The organism is Nostoc sp. 'Peltigera membranacea cyanobiont' 213 (genome assembly GCF_002245975.1).
GTDB lineage: Bacteria > Cyanobacteriota > Cyanobacteriia > Cyanobacteriales > Nostocaceae > Nostoc.
Genome location: NZ_NOLI01000096.1, coordinates 13685 through 30654 on the forward strand (window position 1 = coordinate 13685; position 16970 = coordinate 30654).

Below are 16970 nucleotides of genomic sequence, written 5' to 3' on the forward strand. Positions count from 1 at the left end.
CTTTGACCTGACTTATATTGCTCCTCTTTTTAAAAGAGAGGCTTTGAATCTTACTTCCCAACCCTTGTAGCGTTGGGGATAGTCTTGTTCGGTCTGTATTCCATGCAATTGATAACCGCTATAGTTTAAACATACAACTTATCAAATAAGCGATCGCTGAATGGCAATGTCTACGACGGGTCTAAGGTAACTTTGCTTTGAAAATTATTTAAAATATCAGAAAATTCGTAGTAATATACCACAGGCATTAACTATCTTCAGCTACATCTGATTGTTAGCGCTCTGAAATTTACAAATCGATGAGAGTATTACCGTGAGCCTAACTCTTTATTTCCTCCGTCACGGACAGACAGAATGCAGTCGCAACAATTCCTTTTGTGGTTCCATAGACTCAGAACTTACTCCAGAAGGGTTGGATATGGCAAAGGCTTTTGCTGACGCATATAGTTCTATGGATTGGACAGCAATATTTTGTAGTCCAATGCGGCGAACTGTATTGACAGCAAAACCTTTGTGTGAAGCAATAAAGATAGAACCACAACTCAGAGATGGTTTAAAAGAAATCAACTATGGTAAGTGGGAAGGAAAAACGCCGGAAGTAATTAGCCGTGAATATCACGATGATTATATTCGCTGGTCAGCAGACCCGGCTTGGAATGCGCCAAATGGAGGAGAAATGGCGGTTACAATTGCTTCTCGCGCCTTGCAGGTAATTGAAGAAATCAAGCAAAATTACACTAGTGGCAATGTTTTAGTCGTTTCACACAAGGCAACCATCAGAATTCTTCTGTGTAGTTTTCTGGGGGTTGACGTGGGACGCTTCCGTTTTCGTTTGGGATGCCCTGTGGCTTCGGTCAGTATTGTAGAATTTTCTTCACATGGGCCATTGGTAAAGGTTTTGGCAGACCGCAGTCATTTGGATGAACGATTACGAAATTTACCGGGGACGTGAGGGGAGACGCGATTGATCGCGTCTGTACAAGAGTTAGGAGTTATTATTTTGACCTTACTTTGCTTCACTATCTGGCTCGGTGTATTTGCAGAGAACGTTTATCCCAATTTTAATAATATATAATACGACAATTGTGGCGATCGCACCATCAATCGGTATTCCATGTACTGCTGCAACGGCAACCAGTGAGCCAATGATACTATTGAGCAGAGAAGAACTACCAGGGTTCTTGGTGTATTCTTTGATTGTGCCCCTTAAACCATCATCACCACAGATTTCCGCGCGGATTTCGTCGAGGGTGAGTTGTAAAAGAGATTTTTTGCCCCTACTATAATCTGTTGTGCCAACTTTCTCCTGCCAAAGTGCATCAAAACTTGCTTCTAGATTGCCGTTGTGTTGTTGAAGGGTAGTGAGTGCATGTTGTGCTGGGGTGTCGTTTTGGAGAAGTTGCTGAAGTTCTTGGATTTCCACAGAGGTTAATTGGGCATTCATATATTTGACTTAATTATTTATGGAGTATTTGTTAGTTCCTGAATCAACTCTTCAGGTGTGATAATTCTGGGAGTAGCAACTGGAAAATCTCTAGGATTGCGAGTAATAATAGCATCTAAGTGATTGAGTACCGCAGCGCTGTATTGAATAGCATCTTCAAAATCTCTAAAGTTAAGGTTTAGTGCCATGTTGATTGCGGTACTATCTAGGGTGGCGACACGGCAGAAGTTGACCAACTGCCTTAAATAAATAAGTGTCCACTCTCGACCTCTTGCCCTACGGATGATGTCATACAAATCATTAAAAGTTGAGGCGGAAATATAACCTTCTACCTGTCCTTGCTCAACTAGCACCAACACTTGTTCGCTTGCTTCTAGGAAAGGTTCACGCTCAAGGGCATCATCTACAATGATGTTGGTGTCTAACAAGATTTTCACAGATTATGTTTCTCTTTTAAAGCTTCCCATCGGGCTTGGTCTGCGTCAAAGTCTGGTGGTGTCGGTGGGGCATTTTCAAATAAACCTTCAAATGCTTTGACTTTAGACTTTCTTCTCGGCTTTTCTGGCTGTGACTCAGTAGGGGTTTCCAAGGATGGAACTGCCTGCAAAATAATCACTTCCACTTTTCCAGGAGCAATATTTAGAGGTTCGTCAATAATTAAATGACCTGATTCATCAATTGTGGCGTTTAGCTTGTAGGCTTGCATACTTTTGCCCTTTTTGTTTCTAGGATAGAACACTGCTGCTGTATATGTTGCGTAGTTGTAGCCCGTCGTAGGCATTGCACTTGTGAATAACCACAACCACCTTGTCGTGACCAAAACAATCGCTTTGGTCATAAAAACGATGATTTTGGTTATGAAAATGATGATTTTGGTTATGAAAACGATCGTTTCTGTGGCAAACGCTTATGCGATCGCAACCAATGCTTAAATAAAACTTATGAATGATTTGACGTTGGCAATAAATCTTGCACTGCACCCTACGACTCTGTTTCTAGCCTATCTCGCGCTGCCCAAATTACCTTGCGCTCCTCTCCAGCGCACTCTTCACCCGTCACCTCGCGCCAAATGTTTTGAAACTGGCTTTCTCCCAAAAGTTTAAGTATTCGGGCTAAATCATTAATATCCGAACTAATCCACTCTTCTCTATGCTCAAAATAAATTTTTAAAATACAAATAAAGATTTGCCAAGCTTCTACCCTATCTTCTTGAGATTCTAACACATTACTCCATTTAAATAAGGCCATAGAAGCTTTGCGCCAATCACCTAATTGCTGATAAATATCAAACGCTTTTTGGTAATACTTAATAGCCTCATTAAATCGCTCTTTTTTCTGGGCAACCATGCCTAATTGATGATATTCACTAGCAGCGTTGTATGAATCACCTAGATTTTCATAAATATTCAAAGCTTTCAAATAATAGGCATTTGCCTCATCAAACTGTCTTCCTTCCTGAGCAAGCATACCCAATTGATGATAGTCAGTAGCAGCACTATGCCAATCTTCCATATCTTCATCAATTTTCATAGCACTAAGGTAATATATACGTGCCTGATTAAATTGCCCATACTGCTGTGCTACTCTGCCTAAGTGGTGATATTGATGAGCAGTGTTTTGCCAATCTCCTGTATCTTGATAAATTTTTAAAGCTTTAAAGTAATAATCAACCGCCTGATCAAATTGTTGTTGAGTTTGGGCTAACCTGCCCAGTTGATGATAAGTACCAGCAGCTTTATAAAAATCCCCCGCATGTTGATAAATTTTTAAAGCTTTAAGATAATAATCAAGGGCTTGATCAAATTTTTCCTGATTCTGTGCTAGTACACCTAGATTGTGATAAGTACTAGCAGCTTTGTACAAATCTCCCGCATCTTCTCTAATCCTGAGAGTTTTCAGGTAAAAAGACTGTGCTTGATCGAACTGCTTTTGCTTCTCTGCAACGTTGCCTAGATTGTTTAGTAAGACAGCAATTTTATCATTCAGTGAGTAATCCTCTAAAACTGTTAGTTCATCTAAAAGTTCTTGATAAATTTTCCTTGCAATTTCTAACTCACTTTTTTTAACTGCCTCTTCTGCATTCGTATTCCGTAGATATATCCAAAAATCAAGAGCATCTTGACCTTTTGCTTTTACATCTGCCAAATGGATGCCAATCTGTTTTAACTCTCGATTTCGTAAACAATAAAATTCCGGGTTCCGCCCTGTTCGGTTATATACCTCTCTTAAGGCTTGCAAAATATATTGAGCAGAATCCCATTTTTTTTGGTGTTCAGCAAGGCGTAGGTTTTGTAAAAGGTTTGGTTCTTCCGTTTCGAGGACAAAGGTTGCTAGATTCGCATTATTTATAAGTTTTTCACGGAAGGTGTCTGCAAATAAAGCGTAGAAAATCAGCAACTTTTTTTCAAGTTCGTTAATTACCTCTTGGGAAGCCATTGTGTTTAATTGCTGGCGCAGATACCAAGGTAATGCTGGATGAATCTTGTAGATTGTCTGTCCCAAATGTTCTAAAATACCTGTGACACTAGCTTCATTGAGAATTTTAAGCCAATCTAGTATTTGCAACTTTTCACCGAACACAGCACAATATAACTGTCCAAAGCCATCTTCGGCATTTTCTATCAAAGTTTGGAGTATTGGTGCAGCAACTCGCTCAGAAAAGAGAGCTAAAAATGGTAAATGTCGCCGCGCCTTTTCTGACAACTTGGCAAAAGAATAATCTAAAGACACCGTTAACGACTTATCCTTACCTTCCTCCTCAGCACCTTTAAAAGTATCCAACCCCCGCCGCAGTGCCTCAATTAACTGCACAGGTGTCTGTGTCTTTAAATGCGGCAACACCACCCGCAAAGACAAGGGATGTCCCCCCAACAATTTCAACAAGTCCAAATACTCTGCCGGCAGGTTCTTTCTCTCCACACCCACCGTTTGCAAAATCTTCGCGGCTAACTCTTGGGCATCCGCTTGAGACAACCCCCGCAAGTTGATTAAACTATACCCACAATCAAGCCAAAGTTCTTCGCGGCGACTGGTAATTAATACCCAAGAATTACCACCCCGCAATTCCTTAAGAAACCGCTTCAGCTTGTTTCTCTCTTCCCCACTCAATAATGGTTCATTCCCCGTAGGGAAACCGTTGACAGGTTCAAAGTTATCCCAAATCAACAAGCAAGGATTAGTTTGCAGATATTGCCGCACCACATCCTCTTGGTTATCTGGCATCATTTGGGAAAATCTTTCACCGCCTAACGCCCTACCAATTTGGTTAATTACCTGACTCAACCCCGCACCCTGTTCAAAGGAGGTGAAGAACATACCGCCAGTGCGTCCTTGAGTGTCATTTAACCAGCGGGCGAAACCTGCGGCTAACTCAGTTTTACCAACGCCGCCCATTCCCTGCACCAAAACCAGATGATTTTGCCGAAATGCTCTCTCTAAACGCAAAATCTCATAATCCCGCCCAATAAAACCATAAGCACTTTCATCAGGTAAACCTACAGCTTTGCTACTTTCTGGGGTGTTGTCTGCTTGCGCCATCAAATCAGCAAAACTGGGTGCTGTCTTTTTAGGAACAAAAGGCGTATAGGGTTCTTGCTGATACAACACCGGCACAAGCCAATCTTGTAAAGGTAAATTTCCTTTGGGACTGGGGCGCATTTTGTCAATAGACATGGACTTACGCCCAGCAGCAACGGCTGTAGCAATACACTCTCCCCTGACTAATTCCCCATACAACCGCCCAATAAAGTGTTCTGCACCTTTGGCTTTAATTGTGTATGCCATCGCTACCACACCCTTAGCCCCCAATTTCACCAACTGTCCCGCCACAGAAGAAAAAGCTTCTTCCCCTACTTGTCCAGACTTGCAAGCATTCAGTACAAAAATTGGCACGCGACAATCTGTTAAATATTGGGCAATTTCCCTAGCGCTGACAGCTTGCTCGTTTCCCTGTTCATCCTCAAAAACTAAAACTCCCTGAGTCTCGCTGTCAAAATTCCCATGTCCATCAAAATGGACGATATGATAAAAACCCTTATTCGCTTGCAGTTCTGCTTCAAATGCTTTCAAGCTAGGGGGCGCAATACCTTAAGATTGACTCGCTGTCGTATCGGTTGCAGCGCCGCCAGCAGGGGACGGGCAATGGTTTTAAACCCAACGTCTTGCCGATCGTAAGGACGGGCAATAACTAGTAAAATATTTAGTTGGTCATCGGGCATTGCTGGCAATGGTGCTTTTACGCCCTGACTGCTGAGACTGCGATACATCCCCGCCAGTGAAGGTGCAAGAAATTGATAGTCGGGGGAATATAGCAACTCCCAAGGCAAGTTCAGCACTTCGGCGTTATCAGAAATGATGCCCAGTTCACAGTTATCTAGCCCTTCTCGTGTCGCTTCTTGAAAAAACTCTCTTCCTTTCTCTGTACTGCGAAATACTAGCTCAAATAGCTGTTGTCCCCAATGCTGTAATTTTTGTTCAATTTTTACAGCGTTATCTGGATAAATCCCGTAAGGAAACTTCAGATAATCTTCTAAATACCAGCGCAACTCAGCCGCATTTTCTTCATCGAAGGGTTGCTGGAAGGCGACTTCTGACGCAAAACGAGGACTTTCATATCCGCGTTGCCAAGAAAGTTGAATTTTGTAGTATTGATGTGTGATTCGCAACCAATTCTGCGCCATAACTACTGCCAACACTAGTTAATGTGATGCTAACTTATCCTAGTCATTCACGCAGAGGTCAGCTGATTACGCAAATGAAATTAAGGTTTGTAGTGAGGACTTTAGTCCTCGTTTGAGGGCTGAAGCCCTCACTACGAACTCATTTCAAGATTTTTAATATTACTTAATCTACTTTGATTTATTCTTGCCTACTTACTTAAGCTTTTAATTCAGTACAGATACAGCGATAATTTACTCAAATCATCACCGAGTTATTTCATGCTGCCAGTTATTGAAAGCATTGTATTACGTCAAATGGCTTCGGGCGATCGCCTATACTTACAACTATACAAGTTCATCGGCGCTAAACCTGGTAAAAAGGTATACATTCAATCAAATCTGCACGGTGCAGAAATTGCTGGTAATGCCGTAATTCACCAGCTAATTGAGTTTTTATTAACAATAAATGATACAGATTTAGCTGGAGAAATTTGGTTAGTTCCCGTTTGTAATCCGATGGGGACGAATGAACGCGCTCATCATTTTTCCCCTGGGCGATACTGCGTTTATGAAGCCAAAGACTGGAATCGCATATTTTGGGATTACGAGAAAGAAGCTGATGATTTAGTAGCTTTTGCTAAATCTCAACTTCATCTCGCTCTAGAGGTCGTTCGACAAAATTATCTAACTATAATTAAGCAAAAATTTGCAAAAGTTTTAGATAAAATTAATTCTTCTAGTGCAGTACCCTACACAGAACTTTTTAGCTATAAACTACAAAATCTCAGTTTAGATGCAGACTACTTAATTGATTTACACAGTTCTACAAATCAAGCATTAGACTACCTTTATTACTTCCGAAATCGAGAAGAGAGTGCAAAATACTTCCTGCTTGATTTTGGAATCTTACTTAATAAATATGATGGTGATGCTTTTGATGAAGCTTTTATCAAACCTTGGTTAGCGCTGGAAGCTTGTTTTAAAGATATTGGTAGAGAAATCAAGTTTGATGTGGAAGCTTGGACACTGGAATTAGGCTCAGGAATGCAAATGAACCCTGATTCAGTCGCCAAAGGTGTACGGGGTGTAAAAAACTATCTAGCACAAAAAGGTGTATTGCAAATTCCTGATTTCTCGGATGACAGAAAAACTCATGAGATGACTTTTGCATCTAGCAGCAATCGGAAAAAATATTATGCGATCGCAGGTGGGATGATTCAATCCAGAATAGCATTAGGTAGTAGGTTTAAAGCTGGAGAAAATCTGTATCAAATTCTCAGTTTTAATAAAGAAGGTAACTTACCTAGTGTCATTGATGTCTGCGCTCAACAAGATGGATTGGTTTATGATGTCGCAACAAATCAAGCTGTAAATGAAGGCGAGTTTGTATTGGGGATTATTTTCTGGACTTTAGTCTAAAGTCCAGTTATTTAGAGGATGTTTGAAAAGTCCTCTTCTCGGTAGCAAAACGTTTTAGATCCCCCTAAATCTACGCCACGTGCAACAAGAGTGGCTCGCTGCCCAACGCGGTGGCTCCCCGATAAATTGGGGGACTTTAATTGCAGTTCCCCCCTTTTTAAGGGAGGTTAGGGGGCATCAATAAGTGCCAAAAATTACAGCCAGCCACTTTTCAAACATCCTCTTATACCACGAGCAGTTTTAACCAAAGTACCATTGGGATCGACAGCGCTATATTGAGCGATCGCTTCTGTAATTGGTACACTTAATACTTGGCGATTTTGCCATGTCACCATGCGATCGTATTTACCCTCGGCAATGAGACTAACCGCCGCTACGCCAAAGGCTGTTGCAACTAATCTATCTAATGGTGCTTGCTAATGGTGAAGCAGTCCTATACTTTTTGTTTTGTGCCTACAAACAAAATAAAGTCTAAGAATTCAGCAATTCCTGAGCCAGAAGTCAGAATTTATCTGGATTTGGGATGATTACCGACGAAATGAGGTAAATTTGGAGTTTGATTTTTTTTATATTCTGACTACTGAATTCTGACTCCTGAATTCTACAACTAAGGTTATCTCAGCTGTAAAATATAAGTGTAGAGCCAGTAGTAGATTAAACCTCGGCAAAAACAATCCCTAAAAATGCCAGGGTAATTTTATGCCTGTTTTGTGTCTAAGAAAAAATCAAGTTATACCAACTGTAAAATATGAGGGTGGAGCCAAAGGTGACTAGTATTGAAAATTACAACTTCTCTTTTTCAGGAGAAGTCACAATCCCACAGGCTCCTCCTGAATTTAAATCAGGTTTTATTGGCATTGTTGGTCGTCCAAATGTCGGTAAATCTACTTTAATGAATCAATTGGTAGGACAAAAAATTGCCATAACTTCCCCTGTAGCCCAAACTACACGTAACCGTTTGCGCGGTATATTAACTACACCAGAGGCGCAGTTAATATTTGTAGATACACCAGGAATTCATAAGCCCCATCATCAATTGGGTGAAGTATTGGTGCAAAATGCCAAAATTGCCATTGAATCGGTAGATGTAGTGCTATTTGTGGTAGATGGAGCGGTGGCTTGTGGAGCGGGCGATCGCTATATTGCCGAATTGCTCTGTCGCAGCAAAACACCGGTGATTCTGGGTGTGAATAAAACCGACCAACAACCAACCGATTCTCAGTTTTTAGATGATAGTTACGCTCAGATGGCCCAGTCTCATGAATGGGAAATCGTGAAATTTTCTGCCAAGACTAGTGCAGGATTACCGCAACTTCAAGAATTATTAATTGGACATTTAGAAATTGGGCCATTATACTACCCGCCAGATTTGGTAACTGACCAGCCAGAACGCTTTATTATGGGTGAATTAATCCGAGAACAAATTTTATTATTGACTCGTGAAGAAGTACCCCATTCAGTAGCGATCGCAATTGACCTAGTAGAAGAGACTCCCAGCATTACCCGTGTACTTGCTACTATTAACGTCGAGCGCGATTCTCAAAAAGGCATACTCATTGGCAAAGGCGGAACAATGCTCAAAGCAATTGGTAGTGAAGCCCGCGAACAAATCCAAAAGTTAATAGCTGGTAAAGTTTACTTAGAATTATTTGTCAAAGTCCAGCCAAAATGGAGACAATCGCGGATTAGTCTAGCAGAGTTAGGCTATCGCGTCGAAGAATAAAAATTGGGCATTGGGCATTGGTTATTAACAAATGACTAATGACTAATGACTAATGACTAATGACAAATAAAAAATGACTCTTAATTAATAAAAATGTCTTTAGATATTCGCTATACCTTAAATTTACCGGCTAATGCTCCGCCCTTGCGGGTGTTAATTGTCGAAGACGATCCGATGATGCAATTGGGATTAGAACAATCATTAATGGCTCATCCTCAGTTGGAGATTGTTGGACAAGCAGAAGATGGTTATTTGGGAGTTCAGGCCGCACTGCAACTGAAACCCGATTTGGTGGTTATGGATATTGGGCTGCCGCGATTGGATGGCATTGCAGCGACACAGCAAATTAAAGCAGCACTGCCAGCAACTCATGTAGTGATGCTGACATCTCATCAAACAGAGACAGAAATTATTGCGGCACTATCTAGCGGTGCAGATGCGTATTGTATCAAAGGTGCAAGTGTAGAACGATTGTTAAGTGCGATCGCAGCCGCAGTTGATGGTGCAGCCTATCTCGATCCTCAAATTGCGCGACGAGTAATTGATAATCTCAAACCGCCTGCACCCACCAGCAACAACGCCAACTTATCTGGACGCGAATTAGAAGTCTTAAAACTCATGGTAGACGGGTTGAGTAACCCAGAGATTGCCGAAAAACTCTATCTCAGTCCCAACACCATCAAAACTCACGTCAGAGGGATTATGAATAAATTAGCCGTGGACGATCGCGTGCAAGCAGCAGTTGTGGCATTGCGTTCTGGGTTGGTTTAGAAAACAAATGCAGCAAAATACGCGATCGCTCTTTGACGTAGATAATATGACTTGAGTCAATATTTTAATCCCATTTATAAGTAAAGGCGTACACAAGTACGCCTTTATCAGAGATTTATTTGTTGCCGAGATGTTTGAAAAATAGTCTACCTCAATGCATTTTAGTTAAAAGAGTTTGAGAATTGATTAGGGTCTACATTATCAGGAAATAATAATATTTCCTTACCTTCTAAATTAGCCTTATGGTAAAGCGAAATAGCCTTTTCCAAAAAACAATATTTAATCGGAACCCATCTGTCGCTATAAAAGTAGACAGTTACTCGGCTCATTGCATACTCTTTCAACGGCAGTGGAAGAGACCAGGACGAATCCACAGTTTGAACCTCAACTGTTGAGTCCATGCTTTGAACCTCAGTTACTAAGTATATTTACTCTCACTCATCACTCTCATAACTTTCACTCATCCAAGTGAGTTTGAGTAACTATCATAAGTAATAAGGTGATATAGCTTTAAGTTAGATATTTAGGTAAAAGTTCAGGAGTCAACGACTTTTTAGTGGGGATTGAGTCTTATACCAATTATTTATGAAGCTGCATAGAATTCGATCCCCCCTACCCCACGCCAGTCGCTCATGGGGGAAACCCCCAAGACCGTGCTGGCTCCCCTTATTAAGGGTGGAACCGGAAAAACATCTATCAAAGTCCCCCAATTTATCGGGGGATTTAGGGGGATCGAGATATTTGCAACTTCACATTAAATTGGTATTAGTAGAGGCGATCGCACTTCTGACTCTATTTGCAATAAATTACCTTAATCCTTATACTGCCAAGAATATTTCTATGCTTCGCCCCATACCCCACCCCTGGACATAATCACCTCAACATCTTGGGGAATCAATGGAGACAAGGGAGAAATAAATAAGCAATGCCCAATGCCCAAAATTTAAAATCCTGCCAAACGATATAAAGGTTTCAAACTCAAGGATGATGAGTAAATAGCAATTAAATTGACAAAATCACACTATAAAGAGTGATATTAAGCGATAGATAGCGCTTGTAAAGGACTAACGGGCATGATTAAATCTTGGATGGTGATTGGGGGCGTGGCTTTCTTGGTTGCTTTAGCCGCTAACGTGATTACACCTAGCGATCGCCAATGGTTCAAGCGCTTACAACGACCGAGATGGCTAACTTTTGAGGGTGCAATTCCCATTATCTGGACTGTAATATTTATTTGCGGTGCTTGGTCGGCTTATATTGTCTGGGAAAAAGATCCAGGAAGCAACTCAACCTGGTTAATCATGGGTTTATACTTGCTGTTAGAAATTGTGACCATTGCCTATACGCCTGTAATGTTTCGGCTTCGCAGTCTGAAAGTGGGTACAATTCTCGGTGGCACAGGTTTTGTCATTAGTGCTTTATTGATACTTGCAGTTTTAGGTTTTTCTGGTTGGGCAGCATTGCTATTAGTTCCTTATTTGCTCTGGAGTCCCATCGGTACTTATACCACTTGGCAAATGGCTAGTCTCAATCCTCAAGATGTCTAAGATTCGCACCAAGGAATGATTCAACTTATGCCCTAAATTGTCAAACTTGCAGTGTATGACTTGACAAAATACACAAAATTTGGGTGTCAATATGATTCCATCTTGGATAATAATTGGGGCTGTAACTTTCTTCATTGCCCTTGGTAGTTTCTTGATTACGCCGCGTGATGTTAAATGGTTTGCACGTTTAAGTCGCCCTCACTGGCTAGTTTTTGAGCCACTGATTCCCCTCATCTGGACTGTGATTTTTGTTTGCGGTGCGGCTTCAGCTTATATTGTCTGGCAAAAACATCCCGGAAGTCTAATTACTTGGTTAATAATGGCTTTGTACGTCTTGGTGGAAATTATCACCGTCGCCTACATACCTATAATGCTGAGGTTTCGCAGTCTCAAAGCTGGAGAAATTCTTGGGCTAATCGGTTTGATTTCGGGCGTTGTCCTCGCAATCTGCATTTTACCGATTTCTCCAATGGCGGCGCTGTTACTCCTTCCCTATTTAGTTTGGACTCCTATTGGTACTTACACCACTGAAGAGTTAAAAGAGTTAAATCCTCAAGATGCCTAATTTTAGATTTTGGATTGAATAATCTAAAATCTAAAATTCTTCTGCCTCTTTAACGCATCTATGCAATACGCCCATACCTTGCTGTGACAGGATTGGCTGGATGGGATTGATTATTCAGCCAAGCCCACATTTGATCGCCAACAGAGAAATGCCACCACTCTCTAGGATTGCGTTGAAAGCCGACTTTTAACATTACATCTCGCAACAACTGACGGTGAGCATGATACTGTTGTGCTTCTGGGCGATCGCTATTGGCATAATAATCGGGATGCGATCGCTCTGACATTTCATCAATTGGCGAACCCATATTTACTATTTGCCCAGTGTCATCTACTAGCGTCACATCCACTGCCGCACCTGTACTGTGGGGAGGCGGAGTTTTTTCATCCAAACTTGGTGCAGCCCAAATTTCATAAACCGCTTCCCAAACCTCTTGGCGTTGGCTTGGGGATAATTCCACGTCAGTTAATCCCCTGTCTTGCACTGCTTGAGCGAAGCTGTAATCTACCATAAACTGCTGGACTGCGATCGGGCGATAAGCATCAAAAATTTGGATATGCCAGTTAGGATGCAGCAAATCAAGATAATTTTGCGCTTGGCTCAAATTTTCAATAACGCTTTGACGGAGATAATAAGGAGAGTGTTTGCCATAAGGCGCACCTAATTTTTCGTAAGGATGAGGAGATTCCACCGCAAATAATTCTAAAGGAATCGCCATTAGCGGTTCACCAGACTCGAAAATTGGGATTTGATGATAAGGTCTCATCTAGTCAGCCTCAAAGCGATAAAATCATTTTGCCTCACAATATGCATTAGTAAAAATTTAGGCAATTGCCAAATCATAATGTAAAACATCGTCTATGAATATGCCCTAACAGACTTCAACTTTTATCATTGACGGTTCGTTTGTTCAAAAATGCTTAATCAAAACCAAACACCATTATTAGATGCCTTAAAAGCCAATGCAGCAAGACCTCATGCGCCTTTTTATACCCCAGGGCATAAACAAGGTAAGGGAATTTCTCAACCCTTGGCTGATTTACTTGGTACAAAAATCTTTCGCGCTGATTTAACAGAATTAGCAGATTTAGATAATCTATTTGCGCCCCAAGGCGTTATTCAAGCAGCGCAACAACTGGCGGCTGAAGCTTTTGGCGCTTCGCAAACATGGTTTCTTGTTAATGGTTCTACCTGTGGAATTGAAGCAGCAATTCTCGCTACCTGTGGCATGGGCGATAAAATCATTCTGCCTCGTAATGTCCATTCTTCTGCGATCGCAGGTTTAATTCTCTCTGGTGCAATCCCAATTTTTCTCAATCCTGAATACGATCCAGTTTTAGATATTGCCCACAGCATCACGCCCAATTCTGTAGAATCTGCACTCCAACAACATCCCGACGCTAAAGCAGTGTTGACAGTTTACCCAACATATTACGGTGTTTGCGGAGATTTGAGTGCGATCGCCAATATCACCCATCAATACAATATTCCTTTACTCGTAGATGAGGCACACGGCGCACACTTTGCCTTTCATCCCCAATTACCCACTCCAGCTTTAGCCGCAGGTGCTGATTTAACTGTACAATCCATCCACAAAGTACTTGGTGCGATGACACAAGCATCGATGCTGCATATCCAAAGTGACAGGATAGATTGCGATCGCATCAGTAAAGCTTTGCAACTCGTACAATCTACCAGTCCTAGTTATTTACTTTTAGCTTCTTTAGATGCAGCGCGTCAGCAAATGGCACTCCACGGAAAAATGCTGATGTCTCGCACATTGCAACTTGCTAATGAAGCGAGAACAAAAATCAGTCAAATTCCTGGATTATCTATCTTACAAATTCTTAGCCCCCCTTCTCCAGGGGGGTTGGGGGGATCTCCCGGCTTTCTAGCTTTAGACGAAACGCGATTGACTGTAACTGTTTCTGGTTTAGGTTTAAGCGGATTTGAAGCAGATGAAATTCTGGATGAAAAATTTGCTGTCACTGCTGAATTTGCATCACTACAACATCTCACCTTTATCATTAGCTTGGGCAACACCACAGCTGATATCAAGCAATTAGTGCAAAGTTTGATCGCTCTTGCCAAAGAATATCGCCGAACCAACTTGACTTTGACAAATCCTCACTGGCAGAATCTTTTAACTACACAGGGTTATGCTTTACATTTTTCTCCCCGTGAAGCCTTTTTTGCTGTCAGTGAAACATTGCCTTTAGCACAAACAAGCGATCGCATCTGTGCTGAAATCGTCTGTCCCTATCCCCCAGGAATTCCTGTGTTAATGCCAGGAGAAATCATCACCAACCCTGTACTTAATTACCTACAACAAATCCAAGCAATGGGGGGATTTATCAGTGGTTGCAATGATACTAGCTTCCAAACTTTGAAAGTTGTAAAATAACGTTCTAATTCATAAATTATTGTTGATAAAAATTTAATCCATGCGTCAACAGTAAATATGCGGATAAAGACAAACTTAAGCATAAATACACAGTAATTATACAGCTATGAAACTTCTATGAAAATAGCTAGCAGACTAATGTCATCTTTAATTTATACCCATAGGATCGTATTGATGACTAATAAATCAAAAGATGAAATCAAAAACCTATTATGTTTGGGGAGTAGCAACTCCGATTGTAGTCACTCTAGCGCTAGGTTTCTCAATAAGAGCGAATGCAGTTGAGTTAGGCGCTGCGTCTGATTACAATGTGTTTGTTTTGGGAGATATCACTCAAAAATATACAGATATTGAAGGAAAACTTGCTGCTGGTGGTAACGTTAATTTCGTTGGCGGACTTGGAAGCAGACTTTCTGGCAATAGCGGCAACGTAGTAGTAGCTGGACAAAACTTAACTCTAAGCAACGGTCAAGTTTACCACGGTAATGCTGTCTATGGAGGCAGCGCCAATGTGTCTAGCAATGTGGGATTTCCCCAAGGAACTCTTACCAAAGCTAACCCCATCGACTTCAATGAAACGGGGAAAGAATTGCGAGGGCTATCTCAATATTTGGCAACCTTAACTCCTACTGGTAAAACAACAGTTCAATCTTGGGGTGGTATTAACCTTAGTGGCAGTGGTACTGCTTTCAATGTTTTTAATCTTGCTGGCTCAGATGTCTCCAAGACAAACTATTTTGAAATTAAGGGCGATACAAATTCGACTATTGTTGTCAATATCAGTGGTAAGGATGTATCCCTGAAAAACTTTGCATTTAATATCCTTGGTACAGATAAACAAAAGGTGATCTACAACTTCTATGAAGCGACAAACATAACTGCCAGTGGAATTAGCGTACTAGGTAGTATTCTTGCTCCTTTAGCTAATTTCAATTTTGATAATGGTCAAGTTAACGGCAACGTGGTAGTAGCTTCTTTGAAAGGAAATGGCGAATCTCACAACTATCTGTTTAATGGCGATCTGCCAGATGTCCCAACTAAGTACTACACTAAACCTCCTACCCATACTCAGGTTCCAGAACCGGCAAGTCTTCCAGCTTTAGGATTAATTGCTGTAGTATTTGGTTTATTTCGCAACAGACGCGATCGAGAAATTTGCCTAAAATAATCAGAAATTTTTGGTAGCATAGCGCATGACGCGAACTTGTTTAGATATTTTCGCTCATGCGCTATTTCCTTGCTCCCTACCTTCTACAATAAAGATAGACTTTATTGAGATTTGTATAGTTGGGGAAAAGCTGTCATGGCTCCCGCCGTTTTAATTCAGAATCTGCAAAAACGTTACGGTACAGTGGTTGCCGTTCAGGATGTTTCTTTTCAAGTCGAGCCAGGTGAAATCTTTGGTTTACTTGGCCCCAACGGTGCTGGGAAAACTACAACCTTGCGTGCCTTATGTACGCTGACCACACCGGATGCTGGCAAAATCGAAGTATCTGGCATCTCTGTGTTAGATAATCCGAGAGTGGCAAGACAACGACTAGGCTATGTTGCTCAGGAAGTCGCTATAGATAAGGTGTTAACTGGAAAAGAATTGCTGCAATTGCAAGCAGCACTTTATCACCTTCCACGCGCAGTAGCTAAACAACGCATTGAGACGGTATTAGATTTACTCGGTTTACAAGAATACGCCAATAAAAAGACAGGAACTTATTCTGGCGGTTTACGCAAGCGCCTAGACTTGGCTGCTGGGTTGCTCCATGCACCAGATGTTCTGGTATTGGATGAGCCAACTGTGGGACTTGACATAGAGACACGTTTTGTGGTTTGGGAATTCCTCAGGAAATTACGCGCCTCTGGAACAACGGTAGTAATTACCAGCCATTATTTAGAAGAAATTGACGCTTTAGCCGATCGCGTGGCAATTATAGATCGGGGTGTGGTGATTGCTTCTGGGACACCTTCACAATTAAAAGATCAAGTAGGGGGCGATCGCATCACCTTGCGAATCCGCGAGTTTTCCCCCATTGAGGAAGCAGAAATTGCCAAAAACCTCTTGCAAACTTTGCCCTTTGTCCAAGAAGCGATCGTCAACAGCGCTCAAGGTAATTCCCTCAACTTAGTGGTGACACCTCAAAACGATGTTCTCATCAATATACAGCAAGTGCTGAATACTGCTGGCTTGCCCATATTTGGCATTGCCCAATCTCGCCCCAGCCTTGATGACGTTTACCTGGCAGCTACAGGACGCACCCTGATGGATGCAGAACTCGCAGCCGTTGCCACTCGCGATCCTAAGGCTGAGAAAAAGCAGCTTATGAGATAGGGGCATGGGGAATGGGGAAGAACGAAGGGAGCAGGGAGCAGGGAGCAGGGGGAGAAGAACTATTAATATATTACCTAATTCCCAATTCCCAATCCCCAATTCCCAATCCCCAATCC

General features: G+C 41.6%; 17 protein-coding genes and 1 pseudogene. 10 read left to right on the plus strand and 8 right to left on the minus strand.

Annotation, left to right across the window (positions count from 1 at the left end):
* Window positions 1-313 precede the first annotated feature (313 nt).
* Window positions 314-952 carry a histidine phosphatase family protein gene (locus CDG77_RS22945; protein WP_094331678.1) on the plus strand — a complete coding sequence of 213 codons (639 nt, stop codon included), beginning with the start codon at window positions 314-316 and terminating at the stop codon, window positions 950-952.
* Window positions 953-1006: 54 nt separating this feature from the next.
* On the opposite strand, the gene CDG77_RS22950 is transcribed toward CDG77_RS22945, so the two are convergent.
* The 5 genes from CDG77_RS22950 to CDG77_RS37815 form a co-directional block, all read right to left on the minus strand.
* A complete protein-coding gene (locus CDG77_RS22950) occupies window positions 1007-1444 on the minus strand; it encodes a hypothetical protein (protein WP_094331679.1) in 438 nt (145 codons plus the stop codon).
* Between the two features lie 17 nt (window positions 1445-1461).
* Window positions 1462-1881: a type II toxin-antitoxin system VapC family toxin gene (locus CDG77_RS22955; RefSeq protein WP_094331680.1), complete on the minus strand. Its 420-nt coding sequence runs from the start codon at window positions 1879-1881 to the stop codon at window positions 1462-1464.
* The gene (locus tag CDG77_RS22960; RefSeq protein ID WP_317615932.1) at window positions 1878-2225 is read right to left on the minus strand and encodes a hypothetical protein; all 348 of its coding nucleotides are present in this window, start codon (window positions 2223-2225) and stop codon (window positions 1878-1880) included. Before CDG77_RS22960 ends, CDG77_RS22955 begins: the two co-directional genes overlap by 4 nt.
* A 200-nt stretch (window positions 2226-2425) precedes the next feature.
* Window positions 2426-5512: a tetratricopeptide repeat protein gene (locus tag CDG77_RS22965; RefSeq protein WP_223269923.1), complete on the minus strand. Its 3087-nt coding sequence runs from the start codon at window positions 5510-5512 to the stop codon at window positions 2426-2428.
* The gene (locus CDG77_RS37815; protein WP_223269924.1) at window positions 5509-6123 is read right to left on the minus strand and encodes a hypothetical protein; all 615 of its coding nucleotides are present in this window, start codon (window positions 6121-6123) and stop codon (window positions 5509-5511) included. Before CDG77_RS37815 ends, CDG77_RS22965 begins: the two co-directional genes overlap by 4 nt.
* Before the next feature lie 258 nt (window positions 6124-6381).
* On the opposite strand from CDG77_RS37815, the gene CDG77_RS22970 reads away from it, so the two are divergent.
* Window positions 6382-7521: a succinylglutamate desuccinylase/aspartoacylase family protein gene (locus CDG77_RS22970; protein ID WP_094331681.1), complete on the plus strand. Its 1140-nt coding sequence runs from the start codon at window positions 6382-6384 to the stop codon at window positions 7519-7521.
* Window positions 7522-7715: 194 nt separating this feature from the next.
* On the opposite strand, the pseudogene CDG77_RS38885 reads toward CDG77_RS22970, so the two are convergent.
* A pseudogene (locus CDG77_RS38885) lies at window positions 7716-7934 on the minus strand (hypothetical protein); the annotation flags it as partial.
* A 335-nt stretch (window positions 7935-8269) separates the two neighbouring features.
* Between CDG77_RS38885 and era the strand changes: the two are divergent.
* Together era and CDG77_RS22985 are read left to right on the plus strand one after the other, a co-directional pair.
* Window positions 8270-9244 (plus strand): GTPase Era, encoded by a 975-nt coding sequence (gene era, locus CDG77_RS22980; RefSeq protein ID WP_094331682.1) that lies wholly within the window; start codon window positions 8270-8272, stop codon window positions 9242-9244.
* A 93-nt stretch (window positions 9245-9337) separates the two neighbouring features.
* Window positions 9338-10015: a response regulator gene (locus CDG77_RS22985; protein WP_094331683.1), complete on the plus strand. Its 678-nt coding sequence runs from the start codon at window positions 9338-9340 to the stop codon at window positions 10013-10015.
* Between the two features lie 161 nt (window positions 10016-10176).
* Here CDG77_RS22985 and CDG77_RS37825 read toward each other — a convergent pair whose 3' ends face one another.
* Entirely contained in the window at window positions 10177-10416 is a 240-nt protein-coding gene (locus CDG77_RS37825) for a hypothetical protein (RefSeq protein ID WP_223269926.1), read from the minus strand.
* 340 nt (window positions 10417-10756) lie between these two features.
* Between CDG77_RS37825 and CDG77_RS38630 the strand changes: the two genes are divergently transcribed.
* The 3 genes from CDG77_RS38630 (at window position 10757) to CDG77_RS23000 (ending at window position 12127) form a co-directional block, all read left to right on the plus strand.
* Window positions 10757-10888: a hypothetical protein gene (locus CDG77_RS38630; protein WP_262985168.1), complete on the plus strand. Its 132-nt coding sequence runs from the start codon at window positions 10757-10759 to the stop codon at window positions 10886-10888.
* 200 nt (window positions 10889-11088) lie between these two features.
* Window positions 11089-11562, plus strand: coding sequence for a TspO/MBR family protein (locus CDG77_RS22995; protein ID WP_094331684.1), 474 nt, complete (start codon window positions 11089-11091; stop codon window positions 11560-11562).
* Window positions 11563-11653: 91 nt separating this feature from the next.
* Window positions 11654-12127, plus strand: coding sequence for a TspO/MBR family protein (locus CDG77_RS23000; RefSeq protein WP_094331685.1), 474 nt, complete (start codon window positions 11654-11656; stop codon window positions 12125-12127).
* 58 nt (window positions 12128-12185) lie between these two features.
* Here the strand turns inward: CDG77_RS23000 and CDG77_RS23005 are convergent, their stop codons facing one another.
* Window positions 12186-12893 (minus strand): M15 family metallopeptidase, encoded by a 708-nt coding sequence (locus CDG77_RS23005; RefSeq protein WP_094331686.1) that lies wholly within the window; start codon window positions 12891-12893, stop codon window positions 12186-12188.
* Window positions 12894-13043: 150 nt separating this feature from the next.
* On the opposite strand from CDG77_RS23005, the gene CDG77_RS23010 reads away from it, so the two are divergent.
* The 3 genes from CDG77_RS23010 to CDG77_RS23020 all read left to right on the plus strand — a co-directional run bounded on the left by CDG77_RS23010 (window position 13044) and on the right by CDG77_RS23020 (window position 16854).
* Window positions 13044-14531, plus strand: coding sequence for an aminotransferase class I/II-fold pyridoxal phosphate-dependent enzyme (locus CDG77_RS23010; protein ID WP_094331687.1), 1488 nt, complete (start codon window positions 13044-13046; stop codon window positions 14529-14531).
* A 193-nt stretch (window positions 14532-14724) separates the two neighbouring features.
* On the plus strand, window positions 14725-15699 hold the full coding sequence (locus CDG77_RS23015; protein WP_094331688.1) for a choice-of-anchor A family protein: 975 nt from the start codon (window positions 14725-14727) through the stop codon (window positions 15697-15699).
* Between the two features lie 135 nt (window positions 15700-15834).
* Window positions 15835-16854 (plus strand): ABC transporter ATP-binding protein, encoded by a 1020-nt coding sequence (locus CDG77_RS23020; RefSeq protein WP_094331689.1) that lies wholly within the window; start codon window positions 15835-15837, stop codon window positions 16852-16854.
* The last annotated feature ends 116 nt before the right edge of the window (window positions 16855-16970 follow it).